At 62.2% G+C, this 23400-nt stretch carries 25 protein-coding genes; 18 read left to right on the top strand and 7 right to left on the bottom strand.

The genetic code is table 11. The features are described from left to right. Nucleotides 1-259: 259 nt before the first annotated feature. The 9 genes from OS035_RS02285 to OS035_RS02245 all read left to right on the top strand — a co-directional run bounded on the left by OS035_RS02285 (nucleotide 260) and on the right by OS035_RS02245 (nucleotide 9127). On the top strand, nucleotides 260-1444 hold the full coding sequence (locus OS035_RS02285) for an Mrp/NBP35 family ATP-binding protein (protein WP_183777260.1): 1185 nt from the start codon (nucleotides 260-262) through the stop codon (nucleotides 1442-1444). A 399-nt stretch (nucleotides 1445-1843) separates the two neighbouring features. Then, nucleotides 1844-2821: a magnesium transporter CorA family protein gene (locus OS035_RS02280; RefSeq protein WP_331813370.1), complete on the top strand. Its 978-nt coding sequence runs from the start codon at nucleotides 1844-1846 to the stop codon at nucleotides 2819-2821. 18 nt (nucleotides 2822-2839) lie between these two features. Next, entirely contained in the window at nucleotides 2840-4738 is a 1899-nt protein-coding gene (locus OS035_RS02275) for a potassium transporter Kup (RefSeq protein WP_183777261.1), read from the top strand. A 264-nt stretch (nucleotides 4739-5002) separates the two neighbouring features. Then, nucleotides 5003-6211 carry a cell wall hydrolase gene (locus OS035_RS02270; RefSeq protein ID WP_331813327.1) on the top strand — a complete coding sequence of 403 codons (1209 nt, stop codon included), beginning with the start codon at nucleotides 5003-5005 and terminating at the stop codon, nucleotides 6209-6211. Between the two features lie 271 nt (nucleotides 6212-6482). Then, entirely contained in the window at nucleotides 6483-6821 is a 339-nt protein-coding gene (locus OS035_RS02265; protein WP_097624025.1) for an AtpZ/AtpI family protein, read from the top strand. A 62-nt stretch (nucleotides 6822-6883) separates the two neighbouring features. After that, nucleotides 6884-7636, top strand: coding sequence for a F0F1 ATP synthase subunit A (locus tag OS035_RS02260; RefSeq protein WP_097624026.1), 753 nt, complete (start codon nucleotides 6884-6886; stop codon nucleotides 7634-7636). A gap of 67 nt (nucleotides 7637-7703) precedes the next feature. After that, entirely contained in the window at nucleotides 7704-7931 is a 228-nt protein-coding gene (locus tag OS035_RS02255) for a F0F1 ATP synthase subunit C (RefSeq protein WP_003545854.1), read from the top strand. A gap of 77 nt (nucleotides 7932-8008) precedes the next feature. After that, nucleotides 8009-8632, top strand: a complete 624-nt coding sequence (locus tag OS035_RS02250; RefSeq protein WP_097624027.1) for a F0F1 ATP synthase subunit B — start codon at nucleotides 8009-8011, stop codon at nucleotides 8630-8632. A gap of 3 nt (nucleotides 8633-8635) precedes the next feature. Beyond that, the gene (locus OS035_RS02245) at nucleotides 8636-9127 is read left to right on the top strand and encodes a F0F1 ATP synthase subunit B (RefSeq protein ID WP_097624028.1); all 492 of its coding nucleotides are present in this window, start codon (nucleotides 8636-8638) and stop codon (nucleotides 9125-9127) included. A gap of 134 nt (nucleotides 9128-9261) precedes the next feature. Here OS035_RS02245 and OS035_RS02240 read toward each other — a convergent pair whose 3' ends face one another. Then, on the bottom strand, nucleotides 9262-9951 hold the full coding sequence (locus tag OS035_RS02240) for a ribonuclease HII (RefSeq protein WP_003588235.1): 690 nt from the start codon (nucleotides 9949-9951) through the stop codon (nucleotides 9262-9264). Between the two features lie 270 nt (nucleotides 9952-10221). Continuing rightward, nucleotides 10222-11379, bottom strand: coding sequence for a PA0069 family radical SAM protein (locus OS035_RS02235; protein WP_097624029.1), 1158 nt, complete (start codon nucleotides 11377-11379; stop codon nucleotides 10222-10224). A gap of 138 nt (nucleotides 11380-11517) precedes the next feature. On the opposite strand from OS035_RS02235, the gene OS035_RS02230 reads away from it, so the two are divergent. Together OS035_RS02230 and OS035_RS02225 are read left to right on the top strand one after the other, a co-directional pair. Continuing rightward, nucleotides 11518-12036 (top strand): glycosyl transferase, encoded by a 519-nt coding sequence (locus tag OS035_RS02230; protein WP_097624176.1) that lies wholly within the window; start codon nucleotides 11518-11520, stop codon nucleotides 12034-12036. A 388-nt stretch (nucleotides 12037-12424) separates the two neighbouring features. Next, a complete protein-coding gene (locus tag OS035_RS02225) occupies nucleotides 12425-12739 on the top strand; it encodes a hypothetical protein (RefSeq protein WP_097624031.1) in 315 nt (104 codons plus the stop codon). 18 nt (nucleotides 12740-12757) lie between these two features. On the opposite strand, the gene moaB is transcribed toward OS035_RS02225, so the two are convergent. The 4 genes from moaB to OS035_RS02205 all read right to left on the bottom strand — a co-directional run bounded on the left by moaB (nucleotide 12758) and on the right by OS035_RS02205 (nucleotide 17200). After that, complete coding sequence (moaB, locus tag OS035_RS02220) at nucleotides 12758-13309, bottom strand: molybdenum cofactor biosynthesis protein B (RefSeq protein ID WP_097624032.1); 552 nt, start codon at nucleotides 13307-13309, stop codon at nucleotides 12758-12760. Further along, the gene (locus tag OS035_RS02215; RefSeq protein WP_097624033.1) at nucleotides 13309-14205 is read right to left on the bottom strand and encodes a 4-(cytidine 5'-diphospho)-2-C-methyl-D-erythritol kinase; all 897 of its coding nucleotides are present in this window, start codon (nucleotides 14203-14205) and stop codon (nucleotides 13309-13311) included. The genes moaB and OS035_RS02215 overlap by 1 nt, the downstream gene beginning before the upstream one ends. A gap of 12 nt (nucleotides 14206-14217) precedes the next feature. Continuing rightward, nucleotides 14218-16050 carry a tetratricopeptide repeat protein gene (locus OS035_RS02210; protein WP_097624034.1) on the bottom strand — a complete coding sequence of 611 codons (1833 nt, stop codon included), beginning with the start codon at nucleotides 16048-16050 and terminating at the stop codon, nucleotides 14218-14220. A gap of 133 nt (nucleotides 16051-16183) precedes the next feature. Beyond that, nucleotides 16184-17200, bottom strand: a complete 1017-nt coding sequence (locus OS035_RS02205; RefSeq protein ID WP_097624035.1) for a polyprenyl synthetase family protein — start codon at nucleotides 17198-17200, stop codon at nucleotides 16184-16186. Between the two features lie 108 nt (nucleotides 17201-17308). On the opposite strand from OS035_RS02205, the gene OS035_RS02200 reads away from it, so the two are divergent. Beyond that, nucleotides 17309-17536, top strand: coding sequence for a putative signal transducing protein (locus tag OS035_RS02200; protein WP_012556751.1), 228 nt, complete (start codon nucleotides 17309-17311; stop codon nucleotides 17534-17536). 7 nt (nucleotides 17537-17543) lie between these two features. After that, nucleotides 17544-18320: a tRNA1(Val) (adenine(37)-N6)-methyltransferase gene (locus OS035_RS02195; protein WP_097624036.1), complete on the top strand. Its 777-nt coding sequence runs from the start codon at nucleotides 17544-17546 to the stop codon at nucleotides 18318-18320. Nucleotide 18321: 1 nt separating this feature from the next. Here OS035_RS02195 and OS035_RS02190 read toward each other — a convergent pair whose 3' ends face one another. Then, a complete protein-coding gene (locus OS035_RS02190) occupies nucleotides 18322-19662 on the bottom strand; it encodes an Nramp family divalent metal transporter (protein WP_097624037.1) in 1341 nt (446 codons plus the stop codon). Between the two features lie 200 nt (nucleotides 19663-19862). Here OS035_RS02190 and OS035_RS02185 point away from each other — a divergent pair, with 200 nt between their 5' ends. The 5 genes from OS035_RS02185 to OS035_RS02165 all read left to right on the top strand — a co-directional run bounded on the left by OS035_RS02185 (nucleotide 19863) and on the right by OS035_RS02165 (nucleotide 23318). Beyond that, nucleotides 19863-20723: a S49 family peptidase gene (locus OS035_RS02185; RefSeq protein ID WP_097624177.1), complete on the top strand. Its 861-nt coding sequence runs from the start codon at nucleotides 19863-19865 to the stop codon at nucleotides 20721-20723. Between the two features lie 18 nt (nucleotides 20724-20741). Next, nucleotides 20742-20933: a hypothetical protein gene (locus OS035_RS02180; protein WP_003588221.1), complete on the top strand. Its 192-nt coding sequence runs from the start codon at nucleotides 20742-20744 to the stop codon at nucleotides 20931-20933. Nucleotides 20934-21314: 381 nt separating this feature from the next. Continuing rightward, nucleotides 21315-22271 (top strand): glycine--tRNA ligase subunit alpha, encoded by a 957-nt coding sequence (locus OS035_RS02175; RefSeq protein ID WP_331813326.1) that lies wholly within the window; start codon nucleotides 21315-21317, stop codon nucleotides 22269-22271. Then, nucleotides 22268-22705, top strand: coding sequence for a nucleoside kinase (locus OS035_RS02170; protein WP_097624038.1), 438 nt, complete (start codon nucleotides 22268-22270; stop codon nucleotides 22703-22705). The genes OS035_RS02175 and OS035_RS02170 overlap by 4 nt, the downstream gene beginning before the upstream one ends. Before the next feature lie 61 nt (nucleotides 22706-22766). Beyond that, entirely contained in the window at nucleotides 22767-23318 is a 552-nt protein-coding gene (locus tag OS035_RS02165; protein ID WP_097624039.1) for a LemA family protein, read from the top strand. Nucleotides 23319-23400 lie beyond the last annotated feature (82 nt).

The following is a 23400-nucleotide window of genomic DNA, read 5'->3' as shown; positions in this document are numbered from 1 at the left end:
GCGCCATTTGGCCCTCCCGCTTCATTTTTCGCTGGCCTTTTTGTCGGCTTGCTCTAGTTCGCCCCGGATTGCGCCGGTTCTCGGGGAGACCGTTGCGGCCATCAGGGCGAAAGCCCGGCGGACTTGATGGCCGCAACGGATTGCCCGTTCTCCCCGGCGCTTTTTGCAAGCCGGCAAATCGATTTTCCCGCCGATGATTTTGTTTGGCGAAGGCGTCCGTCTCCACTATCTGTGATCGGGAAGCAGCAGTGAGGGTGGAATGACCGACGTCACCAAGGAACAGGTTCTCGAAACGCTGAAGACCGTGCGTGGACCGGATCTCGAGCACGATATCGTCGAGCTCGGTATGGTTTCCGACGTCTTTATCTCCGACGGCAAGGTTTATTTCTCTATCACCGTTCCGGCCGATCGTGCCAAGGAGCTGGAGCCGATGCGGCTCGCCGCCGAGCGCGTCGTCAAGGCAATGCCTGGTGTCAAGGGCGCGCTCGTCGCACTGACCGCAGACAAGAAAGCTGCCGCCGCCGCTCCGACTGCCCGCCCGGTGCCGAACCCGTCGCACGGCCATGCCGGCCACGATCATCACGGGCATGACCATGGTGGCCATGCGCACGCGCCGCAGCAACAGCCGCCGCGGGCCGGCAAGATCGGCGTCCCCGGCATCGGCGCCATCATCGCCGTCGCCTCGGGCAAGGGTGGGGTCGGCAAGTCGACCACCGCCGTCAACCTGGCGCTCGGCCTGCTTGCCAACGGTTTGCGCGTCGGCATTCTCGACGCCGATATCTATGGTCCCTCCATGCCGCGGCTGTTGAAGATATCCGGCCGCCCGACCCAGATCGATGGCCGCATCATCAATCCGATGGAGAATTACGGCCTCAAGGTCATGTCGATGGGCTTCCTCGTCGACGAGGAGACGGCAATGATCTGGCGCGGTCCGATGGTCCAGTCGGCGCTCCTGCAGATGCTGCGCGAAGTCGCCTGGGGCGAGCTCGACGTGCTCGTCGTTGACATGCCGCCCGGCACCGGCGACGCGCAGCTGACCATGGCCCAGCAGGTGCCGCTTGCCGGCGCCGTCATCGTCTCGACGCCGCAGGACCTCGCTTTGATCGATGCCCGCAAGGGCCTCAACATGTTCCGCAAGGTCGAAGTGCCGGTGCTCGGCATCGTCGAGAATATGAGCTATTTCATCGCGCCGGATACCGGCACCCGCTACGACATCTTCGGCCATGGCGGCGCCCGCAAGGAGGCCGAGCGCATCGGTGTGCCCTTCCTCGGCGAAGTGCCGCTGACGATGAATATTCGCGAGACCTCCGACGCCGGCACGCCGCTTGTCGCCTCCGAGCCGAACGGCGTCGTCGCCGGCATCTATCGCGGCATCGCCGCCAAGGTCTGGGAGCAGCTCGGCGGCCAGACCCAGCGTCCCGCCCCGACAATCGTCTTCGAATAAGCGCTGTCATCGGCACCCGGGCGGCTGCTCCGAGCGGCCGAATCGCGATCGCCAGTACCCCAAATTGTGGGGGAAACGTGGTGAAAAGCCGCGCTTCACGGAAGATGTCTTGATTATTTCACGGCTTTGCTGCATATGCCGCGGCGCCATGATGGCGTTTGCTGCAGATGCTCAATGACGGCCGTCCTCGTTTGGAAGATTTCGGCCCGCCTGCAAGTTCGGAGTTGTCTTGTCGATCGAAGGATTGATCGCTGCGATGCGGTGGAGCACAATGCGCATGCCGGCCTTCAAGGTTGGATGCAGCCGGAGTTGTATGACCTTTTTTGATCCGCTTCCGTTGGGACCTGGGACGAGCGACCCTCGCGTTGCCGCGCTGGCGGCCGCATGGAAAGGCTGCCGGTGATCACCGCTTACTGTTCCAATTGCAGGTCGGTCGAGATCCGCGATCTGTCGCATCCCGCATCCTTCCCCGAGGATGTCGTCTGGATCGACATGATCGAGCCGAGCCGCGACGAGGAGCTTTATGTCGAGAAGGTGCTCGGCATCGAGGTTCCGACCCGGGACGACCTCAAGGATATCGAGCCCTCCGCCCGTCTCTACGTCGAAAACGACGCTGTCTTCATGACCGCCTCGCTGCTCTGGAAGGCCGATACCGACGCGCCGACGCTGACCGATGTCGCCTTCATCCTGGCCGGAAACCGGCTTGTCACCATCCGCTACGCCCATCCCAAATCCTTTGCGCTGTTCATCGCTGCCCTCCACCGGCTGCCGGAAAACTGGCGCAGCGGCGCTGCCCTTCTCGCCAAACTGCTGGAGACGATCGTCGACCGCACCGCCGAGATCCTCGAGGTCTCCGTCTCGCGCCTCGATATCCTGTCGATGCATGTCTTCGGCGATCGGGCGAAGAAGACGCGCAAGCCCTCGAATTATCTAGAGGAGAAGCTGCGCGATATCGCCGGTTATCACCGGATGATCAGCAAGGTGCGCGACAGCCTCGGTTCGCTGTCCCGCCTGCTGACCTTCTTCCACACGATTCCGGCGGTCCAGCAGGACTGCGAGACGAAGGAACTCTGCCGCACCCTCTCGCGCGATATCCAGTCGCTGTCGGAGCATGCCGCCTTCGTTGCAGGCAACATCACCTTCCTGCTCGACGCTTCGCTCGGGCTGATCAACATCGAGCAGAATTCGATCATCAAGATTTTCTCGATTGCCTCGGTGGTTTTCTTGCCGCCGACATTGGTCGCCTCCATCTATGGTATGAATTTTCAGGTCATGCCGGAGTTGGCCTGGGCCGCGGGTTATCCCTATTCGCTGGCCCTGATGGTGATATCAGCCGTCATCCCCTTTTTCTTTTTCCGCTGGAAAGGCTGGCTCTGAGGAGCCTGTTGCAACTTCATGTCCGAAGAGAGCCATCCGAACGAATCCCAGATGACGCCGAAAAAGCTGTTCTATCTTGCGCTCGGTTCCGTCGGTGTCGTCTACGGCGATATCGGCACCAGCCCGCTCTATGCTTTTCGCGAGGCGCTGAAGCCGGTCGCCCATGACGGCGTCACCCGTTTCGAGGTCATCAGCCTGATCTCGCTGATGATCTGGGCGCTGACGATCATCGTCACCATCAAATATGTGCTGTTTTTGCTGCGCGCCGACAACGAAGGTGAGGGCGGAACGCTGTCGCTGCTCGCCCTTCTGATGAAAACCGCCAACGGCCATACCGCCATACTGATGCTGCTCGGCCTGATGGGGGCTGCCCTCTTCCTCGGCGATGCGATGATCACGCCGGCGCTGTCGGTACTCTCGGCGGTCGAGGGCCTGAAACTCGTCACGCCGAGGCTCTCGGAATATATCGTGCCGATTTCGGTGGTGATCCTGGCGCTGCTCTTCGTCGTGCAATCGCGCGGCACCGGCGCCGTCGCCAGGTTCTTCGGCCCGATCACCGCCGTCTGGTTCCTGGTCATGGCTGCCGCCGGCATTTCCCATATCTCCGACGATTTCGGCATCCTCGCCGCCTTCAACCCCTATTATGCCGTCAGCTTTCTGCTGCATGAGGGCTTTTACGGCGTCGTCGTGCTCGGCGCCGTGTTCCTGACGGTGACCGGTGCGGAGGCGCTTTATGCCGATCTCGGCCATTTCGGCCGCCGTCCGATCCAGTGGGCCTGGTTCCTGCTGGTCTTCCCGGCGCTGACGCTGAACTATCTCGGGCAGGGCGCTCTCGTTCTCGGCAATCCGGAGACGATGTCCGATCCCTTCTATCTGATGTATCCGAAATGGGCGCTGCTGCCGGTCGTCATCCTGGCGACTGCCGCGACGATCATCGCCAGCCAGGCGGTCATCACGGGCGCGTTCTCGATGGTGCGCCAGGGCATCAACCTCGGCTTCCTGCCGCGTATGGAAATCCTCTTCACGTCGGAAACCAATACCGGGCAGATCTTCGTGCCGTCGGTCAATGCTGTGCTGTTCATCGGCGTCATCTTCCTGGTCCTGAGTTTCAAGACCTCGGATGCGCTGGCGACCGCCTATGGCATCTCCGTCACCGGTGCGATGGTCGTCACCTCGATCATGGCCTTCGAATTCGTTCGCGCCCGCTGGAACTGGTCGTTTCCGGTGGCGGTGATCGCGCTTGCGCCGCTGGTCGTGCTCGAACTGATCTTCCTCGGCGCCAACCTTTTGAAGATCCACGACGGTGGTTATATCCCGATCCTGATCGCCACCGCCTTTACCGTCATCATGTGGACCTGGCGTCGCGGCACCGCGATCCTGATGGAAAAGACCCGCCACACCGATATTCCGCTCCCCTCCTTCGTCAGCTCGATCGAGCGCAAGAGCGAACATTCGCCGGCCCAGGTCCCGGGCACCGCGATCTTCCTGACGAGCGACCCGGAATCGGCCCCCGCCGCCTTGCTGCACAATCTCAAGCACAACCATGTGCTCCACGACCGCAACGTCATCCTGACGATCCGCACCGTCAACAAGCCGCGCGTGCCGAGCCACGACCGCTATAAGGTCGAGCAGATTTCCGAGCGTTTCTCCCGCGTCGAACTGCTGTTCGGCTTCATGGAATCCCAGAACGTCTCGCAGGCCCTGGCGACGCTGCGCAAGACGGGGCTGAAGTTCGATATCATGTCGACCTCCTTCTATCTCGGCCGCCGCAAGCTGGTGCCGGACGCCAAATCAGGCATGCCCTACTGGCAGGACCGGCTTTACATCGCCCTTGCCAACGCCGCCGCCAACCCCTCGGACTACTTCCGCCTGCCGGCCAACCGCGTGGTGGAACTGGGGTCGCACGTAATTATTTGACAGGTGCGGGCGACATTCCGACACGCGTGTCTGCGCTGTCTGGCTCCTTCCGCGACCTCGTCTTCCGTCATGCTCGGCCTTGAGCCGAGCATCCACACGGCATCCACAGCAGCCGCGGCATGGATCCTCGGCTCAAGGCCGAGGATGACGGAGAGTGGGGATGCGTCCCTGTCAAACAAGCCACATTAGAACATGCAAAACTTCGCATGGTCACATTCCGGCACGCCCCGTTAACCCGACGTCAAGGTTAATGAGAGATTTTCGATGGAATGTTCCCGCGTTCCATGCCCGGAGTTGGTGTTGCGTCGAAAGAGCTCTTCCCGTAGCAAGCTGCGTCTTCTTCCCGAGAATTGGGTGTCGCCCGCAATCTTCGGGCTCGCCGGCTGGCTGATCTTCCCGAGCGTCGCGTCTCATGCCGATCTCGCCGCCATGCTCGCCGGTCTCGATCGGGAGGGGGAGAACTGGCGCATGGTGCTGACCAATTCGCCGGCCGGCTCGATCCATCAGGCCGAACTTGCCTTTTCCGATCCGGCGGTGACGGGCTCGATCTCGTCGGGTGCCGGCATGGTGCTTCCCGATGGCCGCAAGGTGGCTTTCACCAAGGAAAAAGGCCACGAGGACACGCCCGACGAGGATCGCGTCAACCGCGGCACCAAGAAAGGCCGCGTTGTCGCCGTCGAGGAGATGCAGCCGCCGAAGGATTTTTCCGCCGGCTCGATCCTCGAGCGCACCAGGATGCTCTTCACCCCGAGTTTCGATCTCAAGGACAGGTCGGCTTTCGTCAAGCCGAAGATCCAAGGCAAGGAAATCGAGATCGCCACTTCTTTCTATAAGAAGCAGCCGGTGGTGACCGATAGTGGCGTGCCGGCAATGCTCGCAAGCCTCGTCACCAGCGACAAGGCCGATGTCCTGGCCACGGCCTATGGGCCAGCGGCGCCCGACTATTCCCGCCAATCGCCTTTCGATTCCATTCTGACCGAGCAGGATAGCGGCCGCTTCGTCCCGCAGATCGGCCCGCGCGACCATGCCTGGGCCGCCAGCATATTGTCGCCGAGCGTCTTTTCCGCCCGCGAGCAGCAGTGCCTTGCCTCCGGCATCTATTTCGAGGCGCGGGGAGAATCGGTGAAGGGACAGGCGGCCGTCGCCCAGGTCATCCTCAACCGCGTCCGCAACCCGTCCTATCCGAAAACCATCTGCGGCGTCGTCTACCAGAACGAGGACTGGCGCAACCGCTGCCAGTTTTCCTTCGCCTGCGACAGCATCGAGGACAGGGTGAACTCGGAATATCACTGGCGGATGGCCCGCGATGTGGCGATGGCGGTGACATCAGGTAAGATCTGGCTGCCGCAGGTGGGCTCGGCGACGCATTACCATGCCGTCTATGTCAGGCCGAAATGGGCAAAGACGATGGAAAAGGTCGGCCGCATCGGTCTTCACGTCTTCTATCGCACCTATGGCGGCGGCTGGAGCTGAGATAATTCGCTCGGGCAAGCCGATTTGCCGGGCTGAAAAGCGGATTCTTTCCATCGAATTTAACAGATCGCCCCAGAAACGACTTATCTCTTTGATTTGACAAAACTATTTTATGGCTGGACAGAAGCTGCCTACGCCTTGACTATACCAGTCCCTAAAACTATGTTGCGCGCGACTTCAGAACGGGCCGGAAGGGTTTCAACCTTCGCGTCCGGGGTCCGAATGACCGGGGTAGCGGGAGTGCGGGCGACGGGCAGGCGAGGAGAGATCCATGGCGGATGACCGCGAAGAAAGTCTTGAGAAGCGCCGTGCGCAACTGGAAGCGAAACTCGCGACCAAGCGCGTGGAGGCGAAAGTGGAAGAGGCAAGCGAAGCCCGTTCCGAGGTAAGCCGCAAAGGTTATGCCCAGGCGATGAAGCTTTCCAGCGAGTTCATTTCCGCAATCGTCGTCGGTGCTGTCCTTGGCTATGTCTTCGACCGTTTTGTTGGCACGGCGCCTTGGGGGATGATTGTTCTTCTGCTTCTCGGATTCTGTGCCGGCGTTCTGAACGTGCTGCGTTCTGCGGGGGTGGTGGCCCATCCTCTGGACGATAAGGACGACAAGAAGTAAGGACCGGTCCCGGTCCAGTGCAATGACCCCGCGTCCTGCGGGCCAAAGAGAGAGAACAAGCGGTGTCCAACGATCCGACTCATCAGTTCCAGATCTTCAAGATTGTGCCGATCGAAATCGGCGGGATTGATTTCTCGTTCACCAATGCATCGCTCTTCATGGTCGCTTCGGCCGCCGTGGCCGTAGGCTTCCTCTATTTCGCAACCTCGAACCGCGCCATCGTACCTGGCCGTTCGCAGTCGGTTGCGGAAATGTCCTATGAATTCATCGCCAACATGTTGAAGGAAGGCGCGGGAAAGCAGGGAATGAAGTTCTTCCCGCTGGTCTTCTCGCTCTTCATGTTCGTGTTGACGGCGAACCTGCTTGGCATGTTCCCGTATTTTTTCACGATCACCAGCCAAATCATCGTCACTTTCGCACTGGCGATCCTCGTCATCGGCACAGTTCTCGTCTACGGCTTCTATAAGCATGGCTTCCACTTCCTGAATGTCTTCGTGCCCTCGGGGGTCCCGGGTATCCTGCTGCCGCTGGTCGTCTCGATCGAAATCATTTCGTTCCTGTCCCGCCCGATTTCACTGTCCGTTCGTCTTTTCGCAAATATGCTCGCCGGTCACATTACGCTGAAGGTGTTCGCAGGCTTCGTCGCCTCGCTTGGAGCCCTTGGTGCAGTCGGTGTCGGCGGCGCCGTTCTTCCCCTCATCATGACCGTCGCCCTGACCGGTCTCGAGTTCCTCGTCGCCTTCCTCCAGGCTTACGTCTTTGCGGTGCTCACTTGCATGTACCTCAACGACGCAATCCATCCGGGCGGGCACTAAGGATAACGACATCGACGTCATAGGGCGTCAGTCATTCGCCGCAACAACCATTTCAAAGGAGTTCAACATGGAAGCGGAAGCAGCAAAGTACATCGGTGCAGGCCTGGCTTGCTTTGGTATGGCCGGTACGGCTCTCGGCCTCGGCAATATTTTCGGCAGCTACCTCTCCGGCGCACTGCGCAATCCGTCTGCCGCTGACAGCCAGTTCGGCCGTCTGGTATTCGGCTTCGCCGTTACGGAAGCTCTGGGCATCTTCTCGCTGCTCGTCGCTCTCCTCCTCCTCTTCGCCGTCTGATATCGGCGAATAGATGGATCACGGCCTGCCACCGCAAGCCGTGATCCTTTGCATTTGCAGTCCACCTGGAGGTGAGAATGTTTTTTGTGACCCCGGCTTACGCTGAAGAAGCACCGGCGGCAGCGACGGGTACGGATGCGCATGCCGCTCCGGCCGCAGGCGAGGTCCATACCGAGACTGGTGTTGCCGGCGGCGAGCACGCCCGTGGCCCTTTCCCGCCTTTCGATTCGACGACCTTCGCGTCCCAACTGCTCTGGCTGGTGATCACGTTCACCGTCTTCTATTTGCTCATGCAAAAGGTCATCGCGCCGCGTATCGGGGCGATCCTCGACCAGCGTCATACGCGCATTTCCCAGGATCTGGAAGAAGCGGGCCGCCTGAAGGCGGAAGCCGACGCTGCTGTTCAGACCTATGAAGGTGAACTGGCTGCTGCCCGCGCCAAATCCAACGCGATCGGCTCCGCCGCACGCGACGCCGCCAAGGCCAAGGCCGAAGAGGATCGCCGCGCTGTCGAGGCGAGCCTGTCTGAAAAGATTAAGGCTGCCGAGCTCCGCATCGGCGAAATCAAGGCGAAGGCTTTTGCCGATGTCGGCACCATTGCCGAGGAAACCGCGGCTGCCGTGGTCGATCAACTGATCGGCGGCACCGTCGCCAAGGCCGATGTCGCCGCTGCCGTCGCAGCCGCCAAGAAGGAGGCTTGATCGATGGAATTTGCCTTAGACGCAACTTTCTTCGCCTTTGTCGGCCTCGTCCTCTTCCTGGCGCTGGTCGTTTACCTGAAGGTTCCGGGCATGATGGCACGGTCGCTCGACGACCGCGCCGATCAGATCCGCAACGAATTGGCCGAAGCCAAGCGCCTGCGCGAGGAGGCCCAGCACCTGCTGGCCGAATACCAGCGCAAGCGCAAGGAAGCCGAAGCCGAAGCGGCCCACATCGTTGCCGCCGCTGAGCGCGAAGCCGAAATGCTAACCGCCGAAGCAAAGAAGAAGACGGAAGAATTCGTCGCCAACCGCACGGCGGTTTCCGAGCAGAAGATCAAGCAGGCCGAGGCCGAAGCGATGAAGGCGGTCCGTTCCGCCGCCGTCGATCTCGCAATCGCGGCTGCCGAAACGGTGCTCGCCAAGCAGGCCGACGCCAAGGTCCAGTCCGAGCTCTTCGGCAACGCCGTCGGCCAGGTCAAGACGCGGCTCAACTGAGCAGTATCGAATGAAATGAGCAAAAGGCCGGGCATGTCCCGGCCTTTTCTTGTTGATAGTTCCTCTTATGAAATCCGAGCCTGTCCGGTTGGGGAGGGGGCCTAAAGCAGCTCTCGGCAGTCTGGAGTCCAGACCTATTCCGAGATCAGCTCGTCCATCTCAGGACCGTCCTCGACCTTGCGCAGCGGCCGAAAGCTCATCCGGTGCAGGGAGCAGGGGCCGAGTTTTTCGATGCCGGCGCGGTGCTGCGCCGTGCCGTAGCCGACATGAGCGGCAAAGCCGTAATCGGGAAAGACGTGATGGGCGCGCGCCATCATCCGGTCGCGTGTGACCTTGGCGACGATCGAGGCGGCGGCGATCGAGACCGAACGGGCATCGCCCTTGACGACAGCCTGTCCGGGACAATCGAGGCCGGGCGGCACGTCGAGCCCGTCGGTCAGCACGTAGCTTGCCGGGATGGCGAGGCTGCAGATGGCGCGGCGCATGGCGTCGAGGCTCGCCTTACGGATATCCGTCTCGTCGATACGTGTCGAGCTGGAGGAGGCGATCGAGACGGTGGCGGTCGCCAGGATCTGCACGAACAGCTCCTCGCGCCGTTGCGCCGAAAGCTGCTTGGAATCGTTCAGCCCCTCCGGGATGCGCTTCGGGTCGAGGATGACGGCGGCAGCAACGACCGGCCCGGCGAGCGGCCCGCGGCCGGCCTCGTCGGCGCCGGCGACCGGCCAGTGGCCGGCCTTGCGGGCTTTGAGCTCCAGCCGGAAATCCGGCACGAGGGGAACCGCTTGGAACAGCTGGGGAGAATCGGGTGGCGTGCGAGGTTTCATGCGGCTGAACCTCGCACGCCAACCCGATTGCCCGCAAGTCCCCGATCAGGGCGGCGGTCGGGGACCGGGTCCGGCGGATGGTGGCGGTCAGTGCCATCCGCGGGAATTGCGCTCGGGGCTCGAAAACAGGGCGGTTTTTCTGAGCAGCCGATGCGCAAGCTTGAAGCAATTCCGGGAAAAGTGCGGCACGGTTTTCCGTCCGGAATTGCGTAAAAAGTCAAAAAGCAATTCCAGACAAAGCGAGAAGCCAAGAATTGCGTAAGACAAAGCCTAGAGCAGCGACAGCTGCACGCCGCTGCCATCGGGCGGCACGAACAGATCGTCGCGCAGCGGCATGCCGCGCCGCGTCAGGCCGAAACGCCTGGCGGCCATTTCAAAGCGCCGGGCGATCTGCCAGGCATAGGGACCGGCGCCCTTCATGCGCTTGCCGAATTCGGCATCGTAATCCTTGCCGCCGCGCATCGAGCGCACCAGCGACATCACATGCCGGTAGCGATCGGGATAATGCTGCAGCAGCCAGTCGCGGAAGAGCGGGCTGACCTCGAGCGGCAGTCTCAGGATGACATAACTCGCCTCGGCAGCGCCGGCAGCCTTGGCCGATTCGAGGATGCGCTCCAGCTCGTGATCGTTCAGCGCCGGGATCAGCGGTGCAGCCATCACAGCCGTCTGGATGCCGGCTTCCGACAGCGCGTGAATGGTCTCCAGCCGGCGCGGCGGCGTGGCGGCGCGCGGCTCCATCGTCCGGGCAAGCTTGCGGTCGAGCGTGGTGACCGAGATGCCGACGCGCACCAGGTTCTTCGCCGCCATCTCCCGCAGAATGTCGAGATCCCGCAGGATCATCGCTGACTTGGTCACGATCGATACCGGGTGGTTCGCCTTGTTCAAGACCTCGAGAATACCGCGCATGATGCGCCATTCCTTTTCGATCGGCTGATAGGGGTCGGTATTGGTGCCGATTGCGATCGCCCGCACCTTGTAGCCCGGCTTGGCAAGTTCCCGTTCCAGCAGTTTTGCCGCATCCGGCTTGGCGAAGAGCTTCGTCTCGAAATCAAGCCCCGCCGAAAGCCCCATATAGGCGTGCGTCGGCCGGGCGAAACAATAGATGCAGCCATGCTCGCAGCCGCGATAGGGATTGATCGAGCGGTCGAAGCCAATGTCAGGCGATTCGTTGCGGGTAATGGCCGTGCGCGGCTTCTCGATCTGCACGTCCGTCTTGAACGGCGGCAGCTCTTCCAGCGTCTGCCAGCCATCGTCGAAGGTCTCGCGCTGCAGCGCCTCGAACCTGCCTGTCGGGTTCAATCCCGCCCCGCGCCCACGGCGCCGATCGACCTCGATCCGCAGCCCGGAGGACACGATCATCGCATCGGCAATATCTGCCGTATTGGCAGGCGCGAATGCGGCCTGCCCTGCCAAGGACTGCTCTCTCATCGGATTCTCCCGCGGCAAAAGCCATCGCTTCCGCCCGTTTTGATGATTAAATTCCTATCCGCAAAACAAGAACAATGCAAGAACAAAATGCGGAAAACGCCGCTGGCAATAATTTGTACGGCGCATTATGAATGGGCGATGTTGACGGTTGTTCTCGAATGTCAGGATCAGGAAACTGAGCTGGCCCAGACTTTATCGGTATTGGTGGCAGGCGCGGTAGAGGGGCTGGTCAGCGATGTGGTCGTGCTCGATCACGGCTCGCGCGACGGCAGCTCGCGGGTCGCCGACGCCGCTGGCTGCCGGTTTTATTTGCACTGGGATATCAAGGACATCGTCCGCTCCGCCCGCGGCGAATGGCTGCTCTTCGTCGAGCCCGGCGCGCGGCCTCAGGCCGGCTGGATCGACGAGATCGCCGAATATATGGCGCTGAACAAGCTGCCGGCGCGCTTCACCGCCTCGCGCGGCTACCGGCGCCCGTTTCTGAAGCGCATCGGTCGCGCCGCGCCGCCGTTGGAACTCGGTCTGCTGATGCCGAAGAACCAGGCGCTCGCCGCCGCCCAAAGCGGCATGGCCCTTGCCGAATTCGCCAAGGGCCAGAAGCCGCGCAAGCTCGCCAGTGAATTGATTCCTTCCTGGGTGGCGCGCGCCGCTCGGTAGACGATTTCGCTCTCAATCTTGAGCTGGGCTTGACCGCGCATATCTGGTTGGCGCCGAAAACGTCCTCTCCCCGTGAAGAACGGGGAGAGGGGACGTGCCCTGCGAGACGTTAGCGGGGAACGGAGAGGTTGCGGCATATCCCCTTCGCCCCGCAAGCGGGGAGAAGGTGGCCGCAGCCGGATGAGGGGCTGGTCCCGCAATAACGTCGGCGATTGCAACCCACCATCGCGCAAAAGATGGCGCCCAATCGGATTTTGCGCTATAATTCTTCCATGGCGCCGCCGAAGCGCCTCGCTTCGCAACGGATGGCCATGGATGCCGGTGGACGGCAGAACAGGTCGGCGACAATCTCCTCTTCTGCCGGGTTCCCGGCGGAAGGAGGTGCGTCATGGTACGCAATATGCTCTACGGCCTGCTGGCCGTCATATTGCCGACATTGGTGATCGCGCATCCGCATTCGGCAGCATCGCAGACGATGCTCAGTTGCGCAGGCCGATCCGAGGTCGTCAATTTCCTGGACAAGAATTTCGCCGAAAAGCTGACAGCGGTCGGACTGGTCAACGAGAACGCCGTTCTTGAGGTCTATGCCGCCGAAAGCGGCACCTGGACGCTCGTCGTCACGGATGTTCACGGCATAAGCTGCATCCTGCTGTCGGGTGACAGCTGGGAAACGATGCCCACTCTGCCGGGCCTTGCCACATAGCGAGCCGGGTTCGGTAGCCTATTTCATCGCGCCGCGTTTCAGGTGTTCGTCCAGACGCGGCATGATCTCGACGAAATTGCACGGCAGGCTGCGGTAGTCGAGCTGTGCTTTCAAAATGCCGTCCCAGGCATCCCGGCAGGCGCCGGGCGACCCCGGCAGCGCGAAGATGAAAGTGGCGTTGGCAACGCCCGCCGTGGCGCGAGACTGGATCGTCGCCGTGCCGATCTTGTCGTAGGAGATGCGGTGGAAGACGGCGGAAAAGCCGTCCATGCGCTTTTCGAACAAGGGCTCCAGCGCTTCGGGCGTCACATCGCGGCCGGTAAAGCCGGTGCCCCCTGAGGTGATGACGACGTCGATCTCATCCAGCTCGGTCCAGGCCTTCACCCGGGCGGCGATTTTCTCGCGATCATCCGGCACGATCGCCCGGTCGACCAGCCGGTGGCCCGCCTCGGTGATTCGCGCCGCCAGCGTGTCGCCTGACTTGTCCGTCTCCCGCGTGCGCGTATCCGAGACGGTGAGAACCGCAATACCGACGGCGATGAAGGGCCGCTTCTCGTCCAGACCTGCCATCACATGCCTCCCGAAACCGTTTCCGTCGCCTGGAAATACCAGTCGGGCCGCTCGCCGTGAAGGGCTGCAGCCGCTTCTTGCGCCTCAGCCATGTTGGCAAAGATCCCGAAACAGGTAGCGCCGGAGCCGGACATGCGGGTCAAAAGCGCGCCCCGGGTCTGCAGCATCTCAGAGATGACTGCAATCTCAGGCACGAGCTGGCGCGCCGGCGGTTCCAGATCGTTGCGGGCGGCATCGATGACTGCCAGCCAGCCGGCACTCCCGGATACACCGGTTGCGAGGCTCAGGGCCGCGTTGTTCTTTGTCGTCAGCCGGCGGAACACCTCGGGCGTCGCAACACCCTTCAGCGGATTGGCAAGCACCATGGCAAAGGCCGGCAGATCAGCCACGGCCTCGATCTCCTCACCGATGCCACGGGCGATCAGCGGCCGGCTTTCAAGGCACATCGGCACGTCGGCGCCGAGCTTCAGCGCCAGGCTGGCAAGCGCCTCCACCGGCAGGCTCATGCCCCAGAGCCGCATCAGCCCGCGCAATGTCGCGGCCGCATCGGCCGAGCCGCCGCCGATGCCGGAGGCAACAGGCAGGTTCTTTTGCAGGTGGATATGGACGGGGAAGGCGAGGGCGCCGAACTGCTCGCGCAGGAGATCGCGTGCCCGCAGCACCAGATTGGTGCCGCCTTCGCCGGCAAGCATCTCGCTGAAGCGGCCCGACAGGGTGAAGGCGTCGACTTGGGCAGGCAGGAAGCCCAGCCGGTCGCCGCAATCGGCAAAGGTTACCAGCATATCAAGCAGATGATAGCCATCTGCCCGCTGGCCCGTCACATGCAAGGCGAGATTGATCTTCGCGCGCGCCTCTTCGGTGACGCCGAACGCCTCGGCCAGGCCTGCTTCAGGCATGTTTGTCGCCCGTCAGGATTTCTTGTCGACCGGCGGCGGCGTGACCGGGGCCGGATCCGGCTGCTTCTTGTCGGCCGCCTTGGCATCGTCGCTGACGGCAGGCAGGCCATTGGCGACCTTGTCCTTGATCTTCGGGATCTCGGCTGCTTCTGGCTCGGAGGCGAGCGCCCGGTTCCACTGATAGACGGCCTCAAGCTTGCGGCCGACGCGCCAGTAGGCGTCACCCAGATGGTCGTTGATCGTCGCGTCGCCGGCCTTGATCTGGGCGGCCCGCTCCAGCTCGTCGACGGCATCGTCGAAACGGTTGAGGCGGAAATAGGCCCAGCCGAGCGAATCGATGATGTAGCCGTCGTCGGGGCGAAGGTCGACGGCCTTCTTGATCATGCCGAGACCTTCGTCGAGGTTGCGGTTCATGTCGATCCAGGAATAGCCGAGATAGTTCAGCACCTGCGGCTGGTCGGGATTGAGTTCGAGGGCCTTGCGAAAGTTCGGTTCCGCCTGGTCCCACTTCTTCAGCCGTTCATAGGCAATGCCGCGCTGGAAGAAGACGCTCCAGTTGGCGCGGCCGGGAATGGGGCCGATCGCGTCGACCGCCTTGTCGTAATTGGCGGCCATCGCCTCGTAGTCCTTGGCGTCGGAGAGCACGCTGCCATAGGCGAGATAGCTGCGGATATCCTTCGGGTCGGAAGCGATCAGCGCCTGCAGGTGCTTGCGCGCTTCGTCCACCTTGCCGCCCTGGGCTAGGGCAAGGCCGAGCTGCAGCTCGGAGATCCGCCGCATCGGCGAATTCTCCGGCACCTTCTTGTAAAGCGCAATGGCGCGATCCATCTGGTTCTGCTTCTCGGCGATGCCGCCGAGCAGCACCAGCGTATCGGCGCTGTTCGGGTCGAGCGCATTGGCGGTCTGCAGGTAAAGCGAAACGATGTCCTCGGCGCCATCGCGGTTCAGCGCCCCGCCGACCGAGAACAGTACGCCGGCAGCGCCTTCTTCGGCCGTCTTGACCTGTTGCTCCTGCTTCTCGTCTTTTTCGATACTGTCGCGCAGCGCGTTCAGCGGCGCGTAGTTCGGCAGCAGATTGTCGCCGACGGAAACGGCGTCGAGCGCCTTCTGCTTATTGCCTTGTGTCGCTTCGAGACGGGCCAGCGCCATCACTGCGCGCATGAAGGTGTCGGGTGCCGTCGCACCTCCCTCCTTGTCGAGCACGGCATCGTTGAGATGCTTCCGGGCCGATTTCACGTCGCCGGTGGCGATGGCGATTGCCCCGGCATTGTAATTCTGGAAGATGCGGACCCAGTCCGGCCCCTTCATCTTCTCGACCATGGCGAGCGCTTCCTTGCCGCGGCCTGCGCCGACGCGGGCCCAGGCGAGCAGCAGGTCGTTCATCATCCGGTCGAGATCGTTCGGCCCGTTATATTTGAGAATGCTCTCGGCCGTCTTGTAGTCATCACGGCGCACGGCATCCATGCCGCGCACGATCGTGGTAATGCGCTCGACGGACGGATCGCCCTTCAGGTCGTTGGCATATTTGACGCCGTCCTTGATGTCGCCATTGAGCAGCAGCGAGATCATCAGCCGCTGGCGGATCTCGGGATTGCCGGGCTCAATCTGCAGCGCCTTCTTGTAGAGTTCGATCGCCGTCTCGTAGTCATGATCGACATCGGCCGTGCGCGCCGCAAGGAAGGCGCCGGAGAAGGTGGTAACGCTATCGGCATCGAAGCTATCGGTCTTCGCCACATCGCTCGGCTTGGCCGCATCCTCGGCATTCGCGCCGCCGACACCGCTGAGCGAAAGGACAGCGGCAAGCGCTGCGCTCGTAAGAAGACGGATGGCAATTCTCTGCCGCATTAGGAAACCTTTCTTCGACAGCGTCCCGACAATGGTGCCGGTCGCAAAACCAGTTGTGTTCACTGATTCATAACAGGATGGCTTTTTTGAAGCGGCGCCGCAAGAAATTCAGCCTAAGATCAAGGACGTTTGATCAATTGACGCGCTCGATGCAGAAGTCGATCACTTCCATCAGGGAGGATTTCCATACGGTATCGGGCAGCGGCGCCAACGCGTCCCGTGCGATCGTGCCGTAATGAATCGCCCGGCCGATCGTGTCGGCGAGCGTGCCGTATTTGGTGATCAGCCCCAGCGCTTTTTCGAGGTTGGCGTCGGTGCTGTTGCCGGCTTCGATCGCATCGCGCCAGAAGGCGCGTTCGTCTTCGGTGCCGCGGCGATAGGCGAGAATGACCGGCAGGGTGATCTTGCCCTCGCGGAAATCGTCGCCGACATTCTTGCCGAGATCGGCCGCCTTGCCGCCGTAATCGAGCGCATCGTCGACCAGCTGGAAGGCGAGCCCCAGATTCATGCCGTAGGATTTCAGCGCGTTGCGGCCGGATTTGCCGGCCTCGGCGACGATCGGCCCGACTTCGGCGGCGGCGGCAAAGAGCGCCGCCGTCTTGGCGCGGATGACGGAGAGATAGTCGTCCTCCGTCGTCTCCATGTTCTTGGCGACGGAAAGCTGCAGAACCTCGCCTTCGGCAATGATGCAGGCGGCGGAAGACAGGACGTCGAGCGCATCGAGCGAGCCGACATCGACCATCATGCGGAAGGCCTGGCCGAGCAGGAAGTCGCCGACCAGCACGCTTGCCTGGTTGCCCCAGATCATCCGCGCTGTCGATTTGCCGCGGCGCAGGTCGCTTTCGTCGACGACGTCGTCATGCAGAAGCGTTGCGGTGTGCATGAACTCGACCGAGGTGGCGAGCTTGACGTGGTTTTCGCCCCGGTAGTCGAACAGCGAGGCGGCCGCCAGCGTCAGCATCGGCCGCAGCCGCTTGCCGCCGGACGATATCAGATGGTTCGCCACTTCGGGGATCATCTGCACGTCGGAGCCGGCCTTGGACAGAATGAGCTGGTTCACCCGCTCCATGTCCGCCCTGGTGAGATCGACCAATGGCTTGATGGATGCCAGTTTGTTTTTGCTTTCTTCAAGCGGTATGACCACGCCCAACGACCCGGACTCCTGTTCATTCTTTGCATCTGACAATAGAAAGGGGCGATGGACGCGGCAAGGGGTGAATTGTCGCGCAAGGCGAAATTGGAAGGAAAACGACGGCAAATGCATGAACTTATCCGCGCCAACGACGCTGTTCTGCTCTCCTTTGCTGAGAGCTTGATGAAGGATGCCGGAATTCACTGCTTCATCGCCGATCAGGGCATGAGCGTGCTGGAAGGTTCGCTCGGCATGCTGCCGCGCCGCCTGCTCGTGGATGAGGAGATGGCCGATCAGGCCCGCCGCATCCTGATCGACGCCGGCCTCGGCGACGAATTGCGTGACAGGACGTGAGGGGAGGATGACCGGGGAGCCCGCCGAAACCATCGATGCCTTCCATCGCGGCGCCTTCCACCTGGTGCAGCCGAAGGGCAGGGGCCATCGCGCCGGCATGGATGCGATGCTGCTCGCCGCCCTCGTTGCCGACGACCGTCCGGTCAAGGTCGCCGACCTCGGCGCCGGCGCCGGTGCTGCCGGCCTTGCCGTCGCCTCGCGGCTTGCCGATGCTGAGGTGGTGCTGTTCGAGCGCTCGGCCGAAATGGCCGATTACGCCCGCCGCAGCATCCTGCTGCCTGAAAACGCCCATCTTGCTACCCGCGTCAGCGTCGTCGAAGCCGATGTGACGCTGACTGCCAGAGCACGCAACGATGCCGGCCTCATCGATGAGAGTTTCCACCACGTCATCATGAACCCGCCGTTCAACCATGTGGGCGACCGGCGCACGCCGGATGCGTTGAAAGCCGAAGCCCATGCGATGACCGACGGCCTGTTCGAAAGCTGGATCCGCACGGCGGGTGCGGTCATGATCCCGGGCGGGCAATTGTCGCTGATCGCCAGACCCCAATCGATCGCCGAGATCATCGATGCCTGCGGCCGGCGCTTCGGCGGCATCGAAATCACCGCAATCCATCCGCGACAGGGTGAAAACGCCGTGCGTATCCTGGTGACCGCGATCAAGGGATCGCGGGCGCGGTTGTCGCTGCGCGCGGCCCTCATCATGCACGAAGAGGGGAGCCACAAGTTCTCCCCTCTCGTCGACGATTTCAACAATGGCCGGGCGGCCTATGCCAGGCTTTAATTTAGCCGGTGACGAAGTCGAAGAGCAGCTTGACGTTCAGCCCCGCAATTACAACCGCGATCAGATAGGCGATGCCGCTCAGCCAGCGCGGCGCCACGAGTTCGCCCATTTTGGCCTTGTTGGCGGTGAACATGACGAGCGGGAAGACGGCGAAGGAAAGCTGCAGGCTGAGCACTACCTGTGTCAGGATCAAAAGCTGCGCCGTGCCCTGGTCGCCATACCAGATGGTGACGATCGCCGCCGGCACGATGGCGATGGCGCGGGTTATCAGCCGGCGCATCCATGGCGGCAGCTTGATTTTCAGGAAACCTTCCATGACGATCTGGCCGGCAAGCGTCGCCGTCACCGTCGAGTTGAGGCCGCAGCAGAGAAGCGCGATGCCGAACAATGTCGGCGCGATGGCGAGACCGAGCAGCGGCGACAGCAGCGAATGCGCCTCGCCGAGTTCGACGACATCGGTCCTGCCATGCGCATTGAAGGCGGCAGCCGCCAGGATCAGGATCGAGGCGTTGATCAGCAGCGCGAAGCAGAGAGCGACCGTCGAGTCGATCGTCGCATAGGTCAGCGCCTCTTTCTTTTCGGGAACCGTATGGCCATAGGCCCGTGTCTGCACGATGCCGGAGTGAAGATAGAGATTGTGCGGCATGACGGTCGCGCCGAGAATGCCGAGCGCCAGATAAAGCATCTCAGGATTGGTGACGATCTCCGTCGTCGGGAAGAAGCCGGTGACGACGGCGCCCCACTGCGGATCGGCCAGCAGGATCTGCACGCCGAAGCAGATCGCGATGACGCCGAGCAGCGCGATGATGAAGGCTTCCACCCAGCGGAAACCGAGCTTTTGCAGGAAGAGAATGACGAAGACGTCGAGCGCGGTGATCAGCACGCCAAGTTCGAGCGGGATGCCCATCAAGAGGTTGAGGCCGATCGCCGTGCCGATCACCTCGGCGATGTCGGTGGCAATGATCGCGATTTCGGCAAAGGCCCAGAGCGGCACCGAAACCCATTTCGGATAGGCGTCGCGGCAGGCCTGCGCCAGGTCGCGGCCGGACGCGATCGCCAGGCGCGCGCAGAGCGATTGCAGCACGATCGCCATCAGGTTGGAAAGCAGCGCGACGGTGAGCAGCGCATAGCCGAATTTCGAGCCGCCGGCGAGCGAAGTCGCCCAGTTGCCGGGATCCATGTAACCGACGGCGACCATGTAGCCGGGTCCGGCAAAAGCTGCCGCCCGCCGCCACCTTGAGCTATGACGCCCGGTTCCGACGGTGCGATAGACATCTGATAGCGACGCCTCTCCCCGTTCGTGCCGCCAGCCGCGGTTTGCATTCGGATTCAGGGCATCCATACGATTTCCACCTATTAGTCGTGAGTGGCACTATGACGAATTAGAATGATAATGCAAGTCATTCGCAACAAGAAAATCAATCCGCTGTTTTCAGGGCCGATGTTTTCGAGAACGCGGCCATTGCGTTTGTCGTTCCAGCGCATACATGGATGCCGATCATCATTGACGTGATCGTGCGACCCGAAAGCGAAGGATTAGAGATGGCCGGATTCTGGAGAAAGCTGCTGCCGAAACGGTTCCGCAAGAACGGCATCACCATCCCGGTCGTCAGATTGCAGGGGCCGATCGTCAGCGGCGGCGGCCCGTTTCGGCCGGCCCTCAATCTCGCCAATGTCGCTCCGGTTCTGGAAAAGGCCTTCGCCATGAAGGACGCGCCGGCGGTTGCCATAACTATCAATTCGCCGGGCGGTTCGCCCGTCCAGTCCCGCCTGATCTTCACCCGCATTCGCGAACTCGCCCGCGAGAAGCAGAAGAAGGTCCTGGTCTTCGTCGAGGATGTCGCCGCCTCGGGCGGTTATATGATCGCGCTCGCCGGCGACGAGATCATTGCCGACGCCACCTCGATCGTCGGCTCGATCGGCGTCGTCTCCGGCGGTTTCGGCTTTCCCGAACTTTTGAAGAAGATCGGCGTCGAGCGCCGTGTCTACACCGCGGGCGAAAACAAGGTGATCCTCGATCCGTTCCAGCCGGAAAAGGAAAAGGACATCGAATATCTGAAGAGCCTGCAGCTCGAAATCCACCAGGTCTTCATCTCGATGGTGCGCGAGCGCCGCGCCGGCAAGCTGAGGGACGATGCGGCGGTCTTCTCGGGCCTGTTCTGGAGCGGCACCCGCGGCCTCGAACTCGGCCTCGTCGACGGTCTCGGCGACATGCGCCAGGAATTGAAGCGGCGCTACGGCCAGAAGACCAAGCTGGAACTCGTCGCCGCCGGCCGCGGCCTGTTCGGCCGCCGTGTTCCCGGCGTGTCGCCGGTCTCGCTCGAAAGTGCGGCATCCGGTCTCGCGACGGGGCTTGTCGAAGCGGCCGAAGAAAGAGCATTGTGGAGCCGTTTCGGGCTTTGAGGGGAGCGAGAGAGGGAAATGGCGCAGCTTATCACCATCCTGGTCCTGGTCTTCTCGGCCTGGTGGCTCTACCGCCGCTTCGTCTCCGATGCCCGCAAGCTCGCCGAAAAATCGCGCCGCGCCGAAAGGGAGCGCCAGACCGGCGCAATCGGCACGCTGGTCAAGGATCCTGTCACCGGCGAATACCGGCTGAAGCGGGATGAGGAATAGGGCGTCGATTTTCCCTTCTCCCCAGCGGGGGTCCGAAGGACGGGCGAGACCGGTGGCTCGCCCAGGCTGGTGGCCCGAAGGGTCGGATGAGGGGGCCGCACGGCACGGCATTAATTGCCCTTCGGTTGCGCTCAGCGCATTCGCGGCTTTGCCGCTTACCCCCTCATCTGCATGCCGGCATCTTCTCCACGCTGGGGAGAAGGGATATGCCGCGACCTCTCCGTCCCGCACCGACGCCTCACGGGGCACGTCCCCGTTGGGCTAGGGTGAGGGCAGAGACCCTCTCCATACGGGCCGTTCCACTCTCGCAAAACCCTTGACCCCCGCCGCCCTCCATGGCACCTGTCGCGCCGATAATCCCCACGCAATCGGTGCCGTTTCATGTCAGCCATCCCAGACTATATGAACCCGAAGCGCTCCTTCCAGGCGCTGATCCTGACCCTGCACAGCTACTGGGCGGACAAGGGTTGCGCGGTGCTGCAACCCTACGACATGGAGGTCGGCGCCGGCACCTTCCACCCTGCCACCACGCTGCGCGCCCTCGGCCCCAAGCCTTGGAAGGCCGCCTATGTCCAGCCGTCGCGGCGCCCGTCCGACGGCCGCTATGGTGAAAACCCGAACCGCCTGCAGCATTATTACCAGTATCAGGTCATCCTGAAGCCGAACCCGCCCAATCTGCAGGAGCTTTATCTCGGCTCGCTCGCGGCGATCGGCCTCGACCCGCTGCTGCACGACATCCGTTTCGTCGAGGACGATTGGGAAAGCCCGACGCTCGGCGCCTGGGGCCTCGGCTGGGAATGCTGGTGCGACGGCATGGAAGTCTCGCAGTTCACCTATTTCCAGCAGGTCTGCGGCATCGAATGCGCGCCGGTCGCCGGTGAGCTGACCTATGGCCTCGAGCGCCTCGCCATGTATGTCCAGGGCGTCGACAATGTCTACGACCTGAACTTCAACGGCCGCGAAGGCGACGAGAAGATCAGCTATGGCGACGTCTTCCTGCAGGCTGAGCAGGAATATTCGCGTCACAACTTCGAATTCGCCAATACCGAGATGCTGCATCGCCACTTTGTCGATGCCGAGAAGGAATGCCGGGCGCTGCTCGATGCCGGCGCGCCTGGCGACAACGCCAACCAGCGCCTGCACAAATGCGTCTTCCCCGCCTATGACCAGTGCATCAAGGCCAGCCACGTCTTCAACCTGCTCGATGCCCGCGGCGTCATCTCGGTCACCGAACGCCAGAGCTATATCCTGCGCGTGCGCACGCTCGCCAAGGCCTGCGGCGAAGCCTTCCTCCTGACCGACGCCGGCGGCGTCAATCTGGGCAAAGAGGCAGCGTGACGCAAAAGCCTGCCAGCCGTATTGTCCATATCAACGGCTGGCCAGGCACCGGGAAGCTGACCGTCGGCCGTTTGCTGGCGGTTTTCGACCATGCCGTGCGTGCCGATCCGGCCGACAGCTTCGTCTTTACCGATGCTCTTGCGGATGACGCGGATGATAGTGCGACGTTTTCCTGGTATCTCGATCTGGCTGCCGGCAGGGGCGCGGATCTGGTCGCAGTTCTCCTCGACTGCGCGCCGGAGGAAAATGCCAGGCGCCTCGTCTCCCCCGGCCGATCGGAGGCGCTCAAGCTGACGGATACGGCGAGGCTGCAACAGCTCCGGGCAAACTATAAACTGTTGCGCGGACTTGCTGAGCACACGGTCGAAATTGATAAGACGGATCTTTCGCCGGAGCAGACGACGGCCCGAATTCTCGCGCATATCGGTGTTTGACGGCAACTGGGAATCCTGCGTAGTCTTTGCACCAAGATTACTTCGTTGCAGGGGATTCGCGATGTATATTGCGCTTGGCGTCATCGTTTTGGTCGCCCTCTATGTCGTCTTCATCTACAACGGCCTGGTTCGCTCGCGGCAGATGGCTGAAGAAGCCTGGTCGGGTATCGACGTGCAGCTGAAGCGCCGCGCCGATCTGATCCCGAACCTGATCGAGACGGTCAAGGGTTATGCCGCCCACGAGAAGTCGACGCTCGAAGAGGTGGTTGCGCTTCGCAACAAGGCGCAGGCCGTGCCAGCAGATGATGTCGCCGGCAGGGCGCAGGCGGAAGGGCTGCTCGGCCAGGCGCTCGGCCGTGTCATCGCGCTCGCGGAAGCCTATCCCGACCTCAAGGCCAACCAGAATTTTGCCGAGCTGCAGGCCTCGCTCGAAACCATGGAAGGCGAGCTGCAGATGGCGCGGCGTTATTACAATGGGGCAGCTCGCGACCTCAACGTCAAGGTCGAAAGCTTCCCCTCCAATCTCGTCGCCGGCCAGTTCGGTTTTGCCAAGCGGGACTATTTCGAAATCACCAACGAGGCCGATCGCGCCGTCCCCAGCGTTAAATTCTGACGATCCGGCATTTTGCCTTTGCGAAAAAGCGACTAAGAGCAGGGGCAGACTGCGGCCGGCAAGAGCATGTCGCGCAAAACTG

It is taken from the genome of Rhizobium sp. 268 (assembly GCF_036571585.1).
Classification (GTDB): Bacteria; Pseudomonadota; Alphaproteobacteria; order Rhizobiales; family Rhizobiaceae; genus Rhizobium; species Rhizobium redzepovicii.
Note: the sequence above shows the minus strand (reverse complement) of the source record. Positions and strands in the feature narration are given on the sequence as shown.